The following is a 13,537-nucleotide window of genomic DNA, read 5'->3' as shown; positions in this document are numbered from 1 at the left end:
GGCCGGCTAGGTCGCCGGGGCGAGCGTGCGCTCGACCTGGCGCGTCTCGTAGACCTCGAGGACGTCGCCCTCGCGGACGTCCTGGAAGCCGTCGAGCACGATGCCGCACTCGTAGCCGGCCGTGACCTCGCGCGCGTCGTCGTTGAAGCGCTTGAGCGAGCCGATCCGCGACTCCCCGACCACGGTGCCGTCGCGCACGACCCGGACGCTCGCGCCGCGGACGACCTTGCCGTCCGTGACGTACGAGCCGGCGATGACGCCGATGCGCGAGGCGCGGAAGGTCTGGCGGACCTCGACGGAGCCGAGCGTGTGCTCGACGTCCTCGGGGTCCAGCATGCCCTCCATCGCGGCGCGCAGGTCCTCGAGCACGCGGTAGATGATCGAGTAGGTCCGGATCTCGACGCCCTCGCGGTCGGCCTCCTGGCCGGCGCTCCCGATGGGGCGCACGTTGAAGCCGATGATCACCGCGTCGGACGCGGCGGCGAGCATGACGTCGGACTCGTTGATGCCGCCGACGCCGCTGTGGATGACGTCGACGAACACCTCGTCCTGCGGCAGGCGGGCGATCTCGTCCTGGAGCGCCTCGACCGAGCCGGCCACGTCGCCCTTGATGACGAGCGGCAGCTCCTTGGCCTCGCCCTCCTTGGCCTGGCGGAAGACGTCCTCGAAGGACTTCTTGCGCCCCGACCGACGGGCGATCGCCTCGGCCTTGAGCCGGGTCGCGCGGTCCTGCGCGAGGCGGCGCGCCTCGCGGTCGGACTCGACCCCGCGGAACTGCTCGCCGGCGGCGGGCGCCGACTCCCAGCCCAGGACCTCGACGGGATCGCCGGGGTTGGCCGCCTCGACGCGCTGGCCGAGGTGGTCCTGCATGGCGCGCACGCGGCCCGGGTGGGCGCCCGCGACGATCGCGTCGCCGACCTCGAGCGTGCCGCGCTGGACCAGGACGGTCGCGACGGGGCCACGGCCCGGGTCGAGCCGGGACTCGATGACGGTGCCCGACGGCGGCGCGTCGGGGTTGGCCTGGAGGTCGAGGAGCTCGGCGACGACGGTGATCGTCTCGAGCAGGTCCTCGATGCCGTCCTTCGTCTTGGCCGAGACGTCGACGTACTCGGTCTCGCCGCCCCACTCGGCGGGCTGCAGGTTGCGCTGCGTGAGCTCGGTGCGCACGCGCGTCGGGTCCGCGCCCTCCTTGTCGATCTTGTTGACCGCGACGATGATCGGCACGCCGGCGGCGCGGGCGTGGTCGATGGCCTCGTCGGTCTGCGGGCGGGCACCGTCGTCGGCGGCCACGACGATCACGGCGATGTCCGTGACGGCGGCGCCGCGGGCGCGCATGGCGGTGAACGCCTGGTGGCCCGGGGTGTCGAGGAACGTGACGACGTCCTCGCCGTGGTGCACCTGGTAGGCGCCGATGTGCTGGGTGATGCCGCCGGCCTCGCCCTCGGCGACCTCGGTCTCGCGGATCGCGTCCAGGAGCGAGGTCTTGCCGTGGTCGACGTGGCCCATGATCGTGACGACGGGCGGGCGCGGCTCGAGCTCGTCGGGCTGGTCCTCGAAGTCGAAGGCCTCGTCGACCTCGTCGTCGGCGGCCGAGACGAGCCGGATCTCCTTGCCGAACTCCTCGGCCAGCAGCTCGATGTGGTCGTCGCTCAGGGTCTTGGTGAGCGTCGCGAGCTCGCCCATCGACATGAGCTTCGTGATGATCGCCGGGACCGGGACGCCGAGGTACTCGGCGACGTCCTTGACGGTGGAGCCGGACTGGATCCGCACCACGTCCACCCGCGTCATCTGGTCCGCGGGCAGGACGGCGGGATGCTCCTCCATCGGCGTCCGGCGGCGGCGACGGCGACGGCCGCGCGGCGGGCGCTGCGGCGGACCGCCGCCGGGACCGCCGGGGCCACCGGGGCCGCGGCGTGCGGCGCCGCCCTCGATGACGACGCGACGACGGCCGCCACCGGGGCCGCCCTCGCCGCCGACGCCGCCGCGGGACGGCCGGCCCCCACGCCCGCCGGGCGTGCTGGGGCTGGACTTCGTCTCGTCGCGCGTCGGGCGCCGCGGGGGCTCCGGGACGGAGATGATCTTGGGACCGGCGCCGGGCTTCGGCGGCTCGGTGTGCGGCTGGAGCGCCGGAGCGCCCTTGGCCTTCGGGTCCTGCTGCTTGGCGGCCTCGGCCGCGGCCTGCTCGGGCTGCGCGGGCGCGGCGGGCTGCTCGGTCGGGCGGACCGGGCGGGCGCGCTCGGTCGGCTTGATGAGCGACTCCGACGACGGCGCCGGGGCGTTGAAGGACATCGCCGGGCGCGGACCCGACGGCTGCTGCTGGCGGCCGCCGCGCGCGGGCTGGTTGCGACCGGACGGCCCACGGCCGCCCTGCTGGCCGCCGCGCTGCGGGGCCCCACCACGCTGCGGCTGGCCGCCGCCGCGAGCGGGCTGCTGCGGGGCGCCGCCGGCGGGACGGGCGGGCTGCTGGGGCTGTGCGGGGGCCTGGCGCGCGGCGGGCTGCTGGGGCGCGGCGGGCTGCTGGGGCGCCGCCGGACGGGCCGGCTGCTGGGGCTGGGCGGGCGCCTGGCGCGCGGCCGGCTGCTGCGGCGCGGCGGGACGCGCGGGCTGCTGGGGCGCGGCGGGCTTGGCGGGCGCCGCCGGACGGGCCGGCTGCTGGGGCTGGGCCGGCGCCTGGCGCGCGGCCGGCTGCTGGGGCTGGGCCGGCGCCTGGCGCGCGGCCGGCTGCTGCGGCGCGGCGGGACGCGCGGGCTGCTGCGGCGTGGCGGGCGCGGCCGGCCGCTGCGGGCGCACGGGCGGCGTCGTGCCGGCACCGGGGCGCAGCGGCGTCGAGGACGGGGGCGGCGGAAGCGGCACGCGGCGCTCCTGCTCGGCACCGCGACGGCGGAGGTTCAGCGGCTCCTGGCCGGGCTCCGGGTCGAACGAGCGCGCGGCGGGCGGGGCGGCCTGGCCGCCCTGCGCCGGGGCCGGACGGCGGGCGCCGCCGGGCTGGACCGGACGGGCGGGCTGCACCGGGCGCGCGGGCTGCACGGCGCGCTGGCCCGGCTGGACCGGGCGCGCGGGCTGCACCGGGCGCTGGCCGGCCGGCTGCACGGGACGGGCGGGCTGCACGGGACGCTGGCCGCCAGCGGCCGGCTTGGCCGGCGCCGCGGGCTTGGCCGCCGCCGCCTTCGCGGAGGCACCGCCACCGCTGCCGTTGCCGTTGCCGAGCACGCGCAGGGCATCGCCCTCCTCGATCGTCGAGGCTGCCGCCTTCACGTCATGGCCGGCGGCCTGGAGCTTCTCGAGGACGTCCTTCGAGGACATCCCCTGCTCCTTCGCGATCTCGTGCACGCGCTTCTTCGCCATCAGTCTCCAGGGATTCTACGAACATCGGGCCAGGCTGGACACGGCGCTTGAACGCCCTGCTGAAGCCCTGCTTCTCGACTGCGCGCCGGGCGCAGTCCTTCCCACACACGTACGCACCACGACCAGGGAGGCGGGCCTCCCGGTCGAGGACGGGCTCACCGTCCACGAGGGCGATGCGGCGCAGCTCCCGCTTGGGGCGTACTGCGCCGCAGCCGATGCAGCGGCGGTGTGGCTCGGCCGCTACGACGTGGGCTCCTCGGCGGAGGAGGCGTCGGCGACCTCCCCAACCGTAGCGCCATCGGCGCCGGCGACCTCGGCCGCCTCCCCGTCGGGCTGCGCGCCGTCGGGCTGGGGCTCGAGTCCGGCGGCCTCGTCGTGGACCGCCTCCTCGCCCTCGCCGAAGGCCACTTCGCCCGGCACGACCTCGTCGCCGCCCTCGCCCGTCAGCTCGCTCGGATCGACCTCGTCACCGGCGTCGGCGCCCTCGGCCTCGATCGTCGCGGCCGCCTCGGCGAGGATCGCCTCGGCGCGGTCGACGATGTCCTGGACGTCCTCCTGGGACTTGTCCGGGTCGGCGAGCTCGGTGATCTCGTCGTCGGTCAGCGGCTGCAGGACCTCGACGGTCGTGGTGCCGAAGCGCACGAGCGCCTGGTGCTGGGGCAGGCCGCAGAACATCGAGCCGGCGAGCGCCTGGTTCGGGCAGCGGCGGCCCGTGACGCCCAGCGCCTGGCAGCGACCGCCGGTCTCCGCGACGTCGAAGGCCTCGTCCCCGCCGCCGTGGTCCTGCTGGGCGGTGGCGAACTCGGTCTCGGAGCGGATGTCGATGCGCCAGCCGGTCAGGCGGGCGGCCAGCCGCGCGTTCTGGCCCTCGCGGCCGATGGCGAGCGAGAGCTGGTCGTCGGGCACGATGACCGTGGCCTGGCGCGACTCGTCGTCGACGAGGACCTCGCGCACGCGCGCGGGCGACAGCGCCTTGGCGACGAACCGGGCGGGCTCGTCGTTGTAGGGGATGATGTCGATCTTCTCGCCGCGCAGCTCGGAGACGACCATGCGCACGCGCGAGCCGCGCGGGCCGACGCAGGCGCCGACCGGGTCCACGCCGTCGGCGTGGGAGACGACCGCGATCTTGGAGCGGTAGCCGGGCTCGCGGGCGACGTTGGCGATCTCGACCAGGCCGTCGGCGATCTCCGGGACCTCGAGCTCGAAGAGCTTCTTGATGAGCTCCGGATCGCGACGCGAGACGATGATCGACGGCCCCTTCGCGCTCGGCGAGACCTCCTTGATCACCGCCTTGACGCGCTGGGAGTGGTCGTAGCGCTCGCCGTCGACCTGCTCGCCGCGCGGCAGCAGCGCCTCGACGCGCTCGCGCAGCTGGACCAGGGTGTAGCGGGAGTCGGACTGCTGGACGATGCCGGTGATCAGCTCGCCGACGCGGTCGCGGTACTCCTCGAACATCATGTCGCGCTCCGCCTCGCGGATGCGCTGGAGGATCACCTGCTTGGCCGTCTGCGCCGCGATGCGCCCGAAGTCCTCGGGCGTGTCGTCGATCTCCTCGATCCGGTCGCGGTGCTCCTCGAACTTCGCCGGGTCGATCTCCGGGTCGGCGGGCTCGACGCGCTCGCCGGTCTCCGGGTCGATGTAGGCCTCCTCCTCGACGGTCTCCATGAGGAGCTCCTGCTCGAGGTCCTTCGGGATGCGGTAGCGGATGACGACGAAGTCGCCCGTCTCGCCGTCGACCTCGACGCGCGCGTAGCGCGCCGCGCCCGGCAGCTTCTTGTAGGCGGAGAGGAGCGCGTCCTCCAGCGCCGTCATGAGCTTCTCCGGCGCGATGCCCTTCTCCCGGGCAAGCCCGGTCATGGCCTCGATGATCTCCTTGGACACGGTGCTCCTCCTCTACTCCGCGACGAGGTTCGACTTGGAGATGTCGGCGTACGGGATGGCGACGACGCCGCTGTCGGCGGCGATGGTCACCTCGGCGTCCGAGGCACCCACGAGCTCGCCCGTGAACGAGCGATGGCCCTCGCGCGCCTCGCGCAGGCGGACCTTCGCCCGGCGGCCGACGAAGCGGCGGAAGTGGTCGGGCTTGGTGAGCGGACGCTCGGTGCCCGGCGACGAGACGGTCAGCGCGTAGTCCTCCCGGAGCTCCGGGAGGGCGTGCGTGACCTTCTCGCACAGCTCGAGCGTGACCCCGTCGGGGTGGTCGATGTAGACCTCGACCGTCTCCCCGACCACGTGCGCGAGCAGCACCTCGACGTCGGGCACGCGCTCTGCGAGCCGGGCCTCGACCTCGTCCTGGATGGTGCTCATGACTGCCGCTGATCTCCTCTAGAAACGACGAAAGTGGGCGAGCGCCCACTTCCGGTCCTGCAACCGCCGGGCGGGCCGGCGGCACGAAAGCTGTGCGGCGACTGTAGCAGCGCGGGCCGGTCAGGATGGGCCCGTGCATCCCGTCGACCAGGTGCTCGCGGAGCTCGGCGCCGACCACCGCGTCGTGGCCCCGGGCGAGTGGGGCGTGACGTTCGAGGACGTCGGCGGATGGCCGCTGGACGTCGGCCTGCGCGACGCCGGCGGGCTGCTGCGCGTGCAGGCCGAGCTCTGCGGCCCGGACGCCGTCGACCCGCACTGGCTCCTGCACCGCTCGAGGCTCGGCGAGCTCGTCCGGCTGACGCACTCCAGCGCGGGAGCGGTGTGGGTGCAGGCGGAGCTGGTGGCCCCGGGGTTGCAGGTCGTGTGGGTCGAGCGGGTGCTCGCGGCGGTCGTGCAGGTGGCGGGGGACGTGCGGGCGGCGGCGGCGGCGCGGGGCGGCTGAGCATCGAGTGGCGGGTTCTCCGTCTGGGAAGCGGAAGATCCGCCAACGGATGGTCGTTCGGCCCCGAACCCGGTCTGCGCCGGACCGGGCGGCCGACGCCCGGCGCCCCTACGCCGCCCGGCGCCGCGCCTGCTCGCAGTAGTGCCGGTAGTCCCGGTTGTCGGGACGGAGGTTCGACGCGAGCGTGAGCGGCCCGCGGGCCTCGGCGTGGCGGCCCATCTGCTGGAGGGCGCGGCCGAGGCAGAACTGGGCGTAGTGGTCGGTCGGTACGTGCTCGACGATGGCGCCGAACTCCTCGGCGGCCTCCCGGTAGCGATGGGCGCCGAAGAGCGCGCGGCCGTAGGCCTCGCGGATGGAGTCCTTGTCGGGCGCCATCTCGGCGGCGCGGCCGAGCGGGACCGCCGCCGCGTGGAAGTCGCCGCGCTGGAGCAGCTCCTTGCCGTTGGCGTACAGGTCGTAGAGCTCGGCCATCCCGCCGACCCAGTGTAGAGCGGGCCGCGGAGGGGCCGGGGCGGTCGGTCAGCCGTGGCGCAGGGCCGCCCGGAGGCGGGCGCGGAGCTCGGCGCGCGTCGGCGGCAGGGCGGTGAACGCGGCGATCCGCGCCCCGCGGTCCAGGCCCTCGGCGAGCTCGCGGCGCAGGGCGGCGCGGCCCAGCGGATCGGGCGGTGCCCCCGTCTCGCCGTCCGCGGCGAAGCGCCGCTCGCGCAGCGCGCGGACGTACGCGCGGGCCTCGGGCGCGCCGCCCGCCAGCGACCGCTCGACGGCGTGCAGCGTGAGGCCCGGGGCGGCCGGGCGGCCGGTGGCCCGCAGCGCGCCCAGGAGCTCGGCGACCTCCGCGGGCAGCCCGGAGGCCGCGACGGCCCGGCGACGGCGCCGCGCCGCGACCGCCCCGCCACCGCCCGCCACGAACAGCGCGACGAGCGCCGCCACGAGCGGCCACGTCTCCCGCTCCTCGCCGCCACCGTTGCCACCGCCGCCGCCGTCCGCGGGCGCGGCACCCGACGCGGCCGGGTCGTCGAGCGCGCGCTCGTCGCCCGGCTCGGCGGCGGTCTCGAGCTCCTCCTCCGGGCGGCCCTCGGCCGGCGCCCCCGACGGCGTCGGGTCGAAGGTCACCCAGCCGATCCGCGGGAAGTACACCTCGACCCACGAGTGGGCGTCGAGGTCGCGCACGACCCACTCCCCCGTGCCCTCGTCGAGCGTCCCTGGTGAGAAGCCGCTGGCGACCCGCGCCGGCACGCCGCCGAGGCGCAGCAGCAGCGCCATCGCCCCGGAGAACTGCTGGCAGTAGCCCTCGCGGCGGTCGAACACGAAGGTGTCCAGCGGCAGGCGCGAGGGCCGTGGCGACTCGGTGTAGGTCGCCCCGCGCTTGAGGAACGCCTCGACGCGCCGCGCGAAGTCGTACGGCGTCGACGACGCCTGGCGCTGCCGGCGGGCCAGCGCGAACATCCGCGCCAGGTCGGAGCCCTCGAGGACCTCGCGACCGTCCCCGGAGCGGTAGGCGACCCCGCGCGTCGTGAGGTACGGCTCGTCGTGGCCCCACGCCGCGACCTGGACCTCGGGCCCGTCGGCCGTGCCGGGCGTCAGCCCGGGACTCGCCGGCGCGGGCGGTGGCACCCGGACCCGCAGCTGCCGGCGCACCCACCACGGGTAGTCGGTCCCGGCGGCGCGCATGGCCTCGACGCTCGGCCGCGGGACGTAGGCCTGCGCGTCGTAGCGATCGCCCCGGCGCAGCTCGCGCCCGATGGTCTGGAAGCTCCCCGGCGGCCCCTCCACCGCCGGCCGCCCGACGACCCGCGTGGTCGTCCCCGCCCCCACGACGTCGCGGGTGCGCAGCCCGCGCACGGTGACGCGGAAGCCCAGGCGCCAGCGGTCGGCCAGGACCTCGGTGTCGGGCACGCCGCGACCGACCTGGCTCCCGCGGTGCCACGCCACCCCGTCGAAGTCCTCGAGCGACGTCGCCTTCCAGTAGGCCTCCCGGCGCGAGCGCACGCGCAGCACCTCGCGCCCGTCGCGCGCCCAGCGCAGCGGCCCGTACCCGTGGTTCCAGTCGAAGCGTGCGCTGCGACCCTCGTCGAGGTCGCGGGCGAGCTGCTCGTAGTCCAGCCACGGCTCGGACGCATCGACGCGCGGCGCGACCGCGAGCCCGACCGCCGCGCACGCCGCCAGCAGCCCGCCGGCGATCCGCAGCTCCGTGCCGCGCAGACGCCCGCCCCACACCATCGCGCCACACAGGACCGCGAACAGCGCGCCGTCGAGGTACATGAGCGGTGGGTCGCGCTCGACCACGGGCACCGCGTAGAGGACGCCGAGCACCGCGGCCGCCGCCAGGGGATGCGGCCGGCGTCCGAGCGCCAGCAGGCCGCCGACGCCGACGAGCAGCACGCCGCCCGCGACGATCGTCGCGCGCACCCACGCGTCGTCGCCGCCGTAGGGCACGCGCGTGCCCGGCAGCGCCTCGAGGCCCGAGCCGATCCCGGAGGCCAGCTCCCCCCACGAACGCGGGTCCAGCAGCCGGACCGGCACGCCGGCGAGCACGAGGGTCGCGACGAGCACCCCGGCGAGCGCGAGCGCCACCAGCCCGATCGGCGGCACGCGGCGCGGCCGCGGGGCGAAGGCCACGCCCACGCTGAGCGCCACCGCGCCCACGACGGACATCAGCGCGCCCGGCGCGACCATGCCCGCCCAGTGCGCCCCGGCGAAGGTCGCCAGCGCCGCGAAGGCCAGGGCCCGGGCGACGCGCTCGTCGCTCATGCCACCGCCTCTCGCGCGCGCGAAGCCGACCCCGACAGCTCGTAGCCGGTGCACCCCGCGACGGCGAACAGCGCACGCCGGCCGGGCAGCGGCGCCGGGACCACGAGGATCCGCCCGCCCCGCGGCGCCTGGGCGAGCGCACGCGGCGCCCGGGAGACCCGGCGGGCGCTGACGAGCACGACCTCCCCCACCCGCGCCAGCACCGCGCCGAGCGCCGGCACGTGCTCGCCCTCGACGAGCGCGAGGCGCGCGTGCAGGTGCGGCCACGCCGCCAGCCCGGGCTCGAGCGAGGTCGGGCGCCGGTCGCCCGGCACGAGCACCGCGCACCCACCCTGGCGGGCGAGGTGGACGGCGATCGACGCGGTCGCGCGGACCGCCGCGTCGAGGTCCTCGGCGCTCGCGGCCCCGCGCGGGTCGAGCACCACGAGCGGGCGCGCGTCGCCGTCGGCGCGCATCCGGCGCTCCAGCAGCTCGCCGCGGCGCGCGAGCGCCGGCCAGTAGATCCGCGAGGCCGGCGTGCCGGGCCGGTGCTGGCGCACGCCGTCGAGCTCGACCTCGGCGGCCGCGACGGCCTGGCCGCGCCGCGTGCCGAGCCCGGAGCCCTCGCCGCCGGCGCTCGTGGTCCGGACCTCCTCGACGCGTGGCAGCACGAGGACCTCGTCCTCGGACGTGGTGCCCTGCACGGTCCGGGTGACCATCCCGAACGGGTCGCGCAGCGCCACCCGCGGGGCCGGCAGCGCCTTGCGCCCACGCCGCGCGAAGCGCGCGTCGATGCGCACCCGGGTCGCGGCTCGCCCGGCGGGCAGCGGCGCCGGACGGTCGAGCAGCGCGTCGTGCAGCTCGCCGGCGGGCAGCGGGCGCCCGGCGCGCAGGACGACCTCGAGGTGCAGCGGCTCGTCCTCCACCACCCGGCGGGCGGGGACCTCGCGGTGCACCCGCGCGTCGCGGGTGCCCAGCAGCACCCACCCGGCCGCGCACAGCGCGAGCAGCAGGAAGGCGATGCCCGGGACGTACAGCGGTTCGGCGTCCAGCAGGCCGGCCACGCCGACGAGCGCCGCGCCGAGCAGCGCCGTCCCCGCCGCCGGCCGTGCGGCGACGCCGCCCATCAGACCGCGGGCGTCTGGGCGAGGGCGTCGGCGACGACCTGGTCGCCCGTCGCGTCCAGCGCCTCGGGCGCGAGCACGATGCGGTGGGCGAGCACGACGCCCGCGAGCGCCTGCACGTCGTCGGGCAGCGCGTGGTCGCGGCCGTCGAGCAGGGCCCGTGCCTTGGCGGCGCGCAGGAGCATGAGCCCTGCGCGGGGGCTGGCCCCGAGCTCGACGCGCGCGTCGTCGCGCGTGCGCTGGAGCAGCGCCACGACGTAGGCGCGCAGCGCGTCGGAGGCGTGCACCCGCGTGGCGGCGTCGATGGCCTGCACCAGCCCGGTCGGGTCGGCCACCGGCTCGACGTCGCCGACGCGGTCGCCGCGCTCGTGGGCGCGGAGCATCTCGGCCTCGCCCGCGGCGCTCGGGTAGCCGAGCGTGAGGCGCGCCATGAAGCGGTCGACCTGCGCCTCGGGCAGCGGGTAGGTGCCCTCGAACTCGACGGGGTTCTGCGTGGCCAGGACGACGAACGGCCGCGCGAGCTCGTGGGAGACGACGTCGACGGTCACGCGGCGCTCCTGCATGCACTCCAGCAGCCCGGACTGGGTCTTGGGCGACGCGCGGTTGACCTCGTCGACGAGGACGACGTTGGCGAAGATCGGCCCCGGCCGGAACTCGAAGCGGTCCTCGCGCTGGTTGAAGACGTTCGTCCCGACCACGTCGGCCGGCAGCAGGTCGGCGGTGCACTGCACGCGCGCGAAGCCCAGGCCGGTCGCCCGCGCGACCGTCCGCGCCAGCGTGGTCTTGCCCACCCCCGGCAGGTCCTCGAGCAGGACGTGGCCCTCGGCGAGGACGCAGACCAGCAGGTCGTCGAGCACCTCGCGGCGGACCTCCACGGCGAGGTGGACCGCGTCGGCGATGCGGCGCACCAGCGCGGCGGCGGCACGGACCTCGGCGGCGTCCAGGCGCCCCGTCGCGTCGCTCACGAGGCGGCCCCGAGGGCACCCTCGGTCGGCGCGCGCAGGGCCTCGGCGGTGTCGAGGATGGCCCGGGCCACCTCTGCCTTGGTCGAGCGCTCGACGTGGCGGTCGCCCGACGCGGTCACGATCGTCACCTCGTTCTCGACCGCGTCGAAGCCGATGTCCTTGCGCGAGACGTCGTTGACGACGACGGCGTCGAGCCCCTTGCGCTCGAGCTTGCCGCGCCCGTAGGCGATCGCCGTCTGCGCTCCGTGCTCGGCGGCGAAGCCGACCAGCACCTGGCCGGGCACGCGCTGGCTCGCCAGCGCGCTCAGGACGTCCTCGGTCGGGGCCATCTCGACGACGAGCCCGTCACGGCCGGTCTTCTTGATCTTCGCGTCGGCGACCTGCGCCGGGCGGAAGTCGGCGACCGCCGCCGCCATGAGCAGCACGTCGGTCTGGGCGAAGTGCGCCACGCACGCGTCGCGCAGCTCGGCGGCCGTCTCGACATCGACGTAGGTCACGCGCGGATGGCGCGGCAGGCCGACGTTCGCGGCGACGACCGTCACCTGGGCGCCGCGGGCCGCGGCCTCCTCGGCCAGTGCCCAGCCCATGCGCCCCGAGGAGCGGTTGCCGACGTAGCGGACGCTGTCGATCGGCTCGCGCGTGCCACCCGCGGTGACGAGGACCCGTAGGCCGTCCCACGGGCGGGCGCCCGCCGGGACGAGGGCCTCGACGGTGGCCAGCAGCACCTCGGGGTCGGCCAGCCGGCCCGTCCCCCACTCGCCCTTGGTGGCCAGCGCGCCGGTGATCGGCGCCACGACGGTGGCGCCGCGCTCGCGCAGCGTCTGCAGGTTGGCCTGCGTCGCCGGGTGCTCCCACATGTGGTGGTTCATCGCGGGGGCGACGACCAGCGGGCAGGTCGCCGCCAGCGCGGCGGTCGAGAGCAGGTCGTCGGCCAGGCCGTGGGCCAGCCGGGCGATGGTGTTGGCCGTCGCCGGCGCGACGAGGAGCACGTCCGCGTTGCGGACGAGCTCGAGGTGGGACGCCGGGTCGTGGCTCGGCGGCTTCTGGTCGGGGAAGGCGCCCCGGGCGGGGTCGCGCTCCCACTCCGTGGTGAGGACGGGCGCGCCGCTCAGCGCGGCGAACGACGGCGCGCCGACGAACCGCTGCGCCGCCTCGGTCTGCACCACGCGCACCGCGTGGCCGGCCTTCGTGGCGAGGCGGACGACCTCGAGGGCCTTGTAGGCGGCGATGCCGCCGGAGACGCCGAGGAGGATCCGCGCCACGGCGACGCTCCGTGGAGGCCTACCGGTAGGTGTACTTGACCTTGCCCGAGGCGACTTCCTCGAGCGCGATGGTCAGGTAGTTCTTCGACGCGGACTCCACCATCGGCGGCGGGAACTCGTCGAAGGTCCCCTCACCGAGGTTGTGGTAGTACGAGTTGATCTGGCGCGCGCGCTTGGCGGCGACCAGGACCGACGCGTAGTTGCTGTCGACGTGGTCGAGCAGCCGATCGATGCGAGGGTTGATCATGCGCCCGCGAGTGTACCGCCGAGCGACTCCCGCACGATGCGGGCCAGCTGGGCGGCCGCGTCCTCGAGGCGGTCGTTGACCACCTCGTGGTCGAACTCGTCGTGCGCGGCCAGCTCGCGCTCCGCGGTCTCCAGGCGGCGGGCGACGTCCTCCGCCGAGTCCGTCCCGCGGCCGATGAGCCGCTGGCGCAGCACGTCGGGCGACGGCGGCGCGATGAAGACCTGGACCGCGTCGGGCATCGTCTCGCGGACCTGCCGCGCGCCCTGCACCTCGATCTCCAGGACCACCGGCACCCCGCGCGCGAGGCAGCGCTCCAGCTCGGAGCGCAGGGTCCCGTAGCGGCGCCCCGAGTACTCGGCCCACTCGACGAAGTCGCCCTCGGCGACCCGCTGCTCGAACTCCTCGTCGGTGAGGAACCAGTAGTCCTCGCCGTGGGTCTCCCCCGTGCGCGGGCGGCGCGTGGTCGCCGAGACGCTCAGGGCCAGCTCGGGCACCTGCTCGCGCAGCAGCCGGATGAGCGTGCCCTTGCCGACGCCCGACGGGCCGGTGATGACGAAGACGCGCGCCAAGGACGCGATCCTGCCCGGCCGGCCGGACGGCTGCCTAGCGCGAGCGCAGCAGCCCGACGAGCTCCGCGCGCTGGCGCGCGGAGAGGCCGCCGATGGTCTTCGACGGGGAGATCCGGCAGGTCTGCAGGACCTTGTTCGCCTTGACCCGGCCGTACTTCGGCACCGCCAGGAGCATGTCCATGACCTTGGCGGTCTCGAGGTAGTCCGGGGGCTCCAGGAGCAGCTGGTGGATCGACACCCGACCGGCCTTCAGGTCGCGCTTGAGCTGCGCGCGCTTGGTGCGGATGACGTTCGCCTTCTGGAGGGCGTCCATCCGCTGGTTGAGGCTCCGCTCGGGTGCCGCCGAGTGCTTGGTGGGCGAAGAGGTCGTCGGCGGCATCGGGGGCGGCGAGTCTACACGTCGCCCGCTCGCCCGACGGGCCGGATCGCCACATTCACCTGCACCTCGACCTGAGCTTCAGGCATGTGCAGGTTGGTCGACGGTCC

The 13,537-nt window shown here is 76.0% G+C and carries 13 protein-coding genes; 1 reads left to right on the top strand and 12 read right to left on the bottom strand.

Annotated elements, in window-relative coordinates:
- Positions 1-6: 6 nt before the first annotated feature.
- From infB to rimP, 4 genes are read right to left on the bottom strand one after another with little or no spacing between them, the layout of a single operon-like run.
- The gene (infB, locus tag JUB12_RS03245) at positions 7-3,345 is read right to left on the bottom strand and encodes a translation initiation factor IF-2 (protein ID WP_205698181.1); all 3,339 of its coding nucleotides are present in this window, start codon (positions 3,343-3,345) and stop codon (positions 7-9) included.
- The gene (locus JUB12_RS22310; RefSeq protein ID WP_205699688.1) at positions 3,257-3,562 is read right to left on the bottom strand and encodes a YlxR family protein; all 306 of its coding nucleotides are present in this window, start codon (positions 3,560-3,562) and stop codon (positions 3,257-3,259) included. The genes infB and JUB12_RS22310 overlap by 89 nt, the downstream gene beginning before the upstream one ends.
- A 23-nt stretch (positions 3,563-3,585) precedes the next feature.
- Positions 3,586-5,226 carry a transcription termination factor NusA gene (gene nusA, locus JUB12_RS03235; protein WP_205698180.1) on the bottom strand — a complete coding sequence of 547 codons (1,641 nt, stop codon included), beginning with the start codon at positions 5,224-5,226 and terminating at the stop codon, positions 3,586-3,588.
- 12 nt (positions 5,227-5,238) lie between these two features.
- Positions 5,239-5,652 (bottom strand): ribosome maturation factor RimP, encoded by a 414-nt coding sequence (gene rimP, locus JUB12_RS03230; RefSeq protein ID WP_205698179.1) that lies wholly within the window; start codon positions 5,650-5,652, stop codon positions 5,239-5,241.
- A 133-nt stretch (positions 5,653-5,785) separates the two neighbouring features.
- Here rimP and JUB12_RS03225 point away from each other — a divergent pair, with 133 nt between their 5' ends.
- Positions 5,786-6,154, top strand: coding sequence for a hypothetical protein (locus JUB12_RS03225; RefSeq protein WP_205698178.1), 369 nt, complete (start codon positions 5,786-5,788; stop codon positions 6,152-6,154).
- Positions 6,155-6,262: 108 nt separating this feature from the next.
- On the opposite strand, the gene JUB12_RS03220 is transcribed toward JUB12_RS03225, so the two are convergent.
- From JUB12_RS03220 to mihF, 8 genes are read right to left on the bottom strand one after another with little or no spacing between them, the layout of a single operon-like run.
- Entirely contained in the window at positions 6,263-6,625 is a 363-nt protein-coding gene (locus JUB12_RS03220; RefSeq protein WP_205698177.1) for a tetratricopeptide repeat protein, read from the bottom strand.
- 48 nt (positions 6,626-6,673) lie between these two features.
- The gene (locus JUB12_RS03215) at positions 6,674-8,905 is read right to left on the bottom strand and encodes a transglutaminase domain-containing protein (protein ID WP_205698176.1); all 2,232 of its coding nucleotides are present in this window, start codon (positions 8,903-8,905) and stop codon (positions 6,674-6,676) included.
- Complete coding sequence (locus JUB12_RS03210; RefSeq protein WP_205698175.1) at positions 8,902-10,011, bottom strand: DUF58 domain-containing protein; 1,110 nt, start codon at positions 10,009-10,011, stop codon at positions 8,902-8,904. The genes JUB12_RS03215 and JUB12_RS03210 overlap by 4 nt, the downstream gene beginning before the upstream one ends.
- Positions 10,011-10,973, bottom strand: a complete 963-nt coding sequence (locus tag JUB12_RS03205; RefSeq protein WP_205698174.1) for a MoxR family ATPase — start codon at positions 10,971-10,973, stop codon at positions 10,011-10,013. The genes JUB12_RS03210 and JUB12_RS03205 overlap by 1 nt, the downstream gene beginning before the upstream one ends.
- Positions 10,970-12,235, bottom strand: coding sequence for a bifunctional phosphopantothenoylcysteine decarboxylase/phosphopantothenate--cysteine ligase CoaBC (coaBC, locus tag JUB12_RS03200; RefSeq protein ID WP_205698173.1), 1,266 nt, complete (start codon positions 12,233-12,235; stop codon positions 10,970-10,972). Before coaBC ends, JUB12_RS03205 begins: the two co-directional genes overlap by 4 nt.
- Positions 12,236-12,254: 19 nt before the next feature.
- A complete protein-coding gene (gene rpoZ / locus JUB12_RS03195) occupies positions 12,255-12,482 on the bottom strand; it encodes a DNA-directed RNA polymerase subunit omega (RefSeq protein WP_205698172.1) in 228 nt (75 codons plus the stop codon).
- Positions 12,479-13,051, bottom strand: a complete 573-nt coding sequence (gene gmk / locus JUB12_RS03190) for a guanylate kinase (protein WP_205698171.1) — start codon at positions 13,049-13,051, stop codon at positions 12,479-12,481. Before gmk ends, rpoZ begins: the two co-directional genes overlap by 4 nt.
- 34 nt (positions 13,052-13,085) lie before the next feature.
- Positions 13,086-13,364 (bottom strand): integration host factor, actinobacterial type, encoded by a 279-nt coding sequence (gene mihF, locus JUB12_RS03185; RefSeq protein ID WP_241004397.1) that lies wholly within the window; start codon positions 13,362-13,364, stop codon positions 13,086-13,088.
- Positions 13,365-13,537 lie beyond the last annotated feature (173 nt).

It is taken from the genome of Conexibacter sp. SYSU D00693 (assembly GCF_017084525.1).
Classification (GTDB): Bacteria; Actinomycetota; Thermoleophilia; order Solirubrobacterales; family Solirubrobacteraceae; genus Baekduia.
The sequence above is the reverse complement of the archived record's forward strand: the minus strand, read 5'-3'. Positions and strand labels throughout refer to the sequence as shown.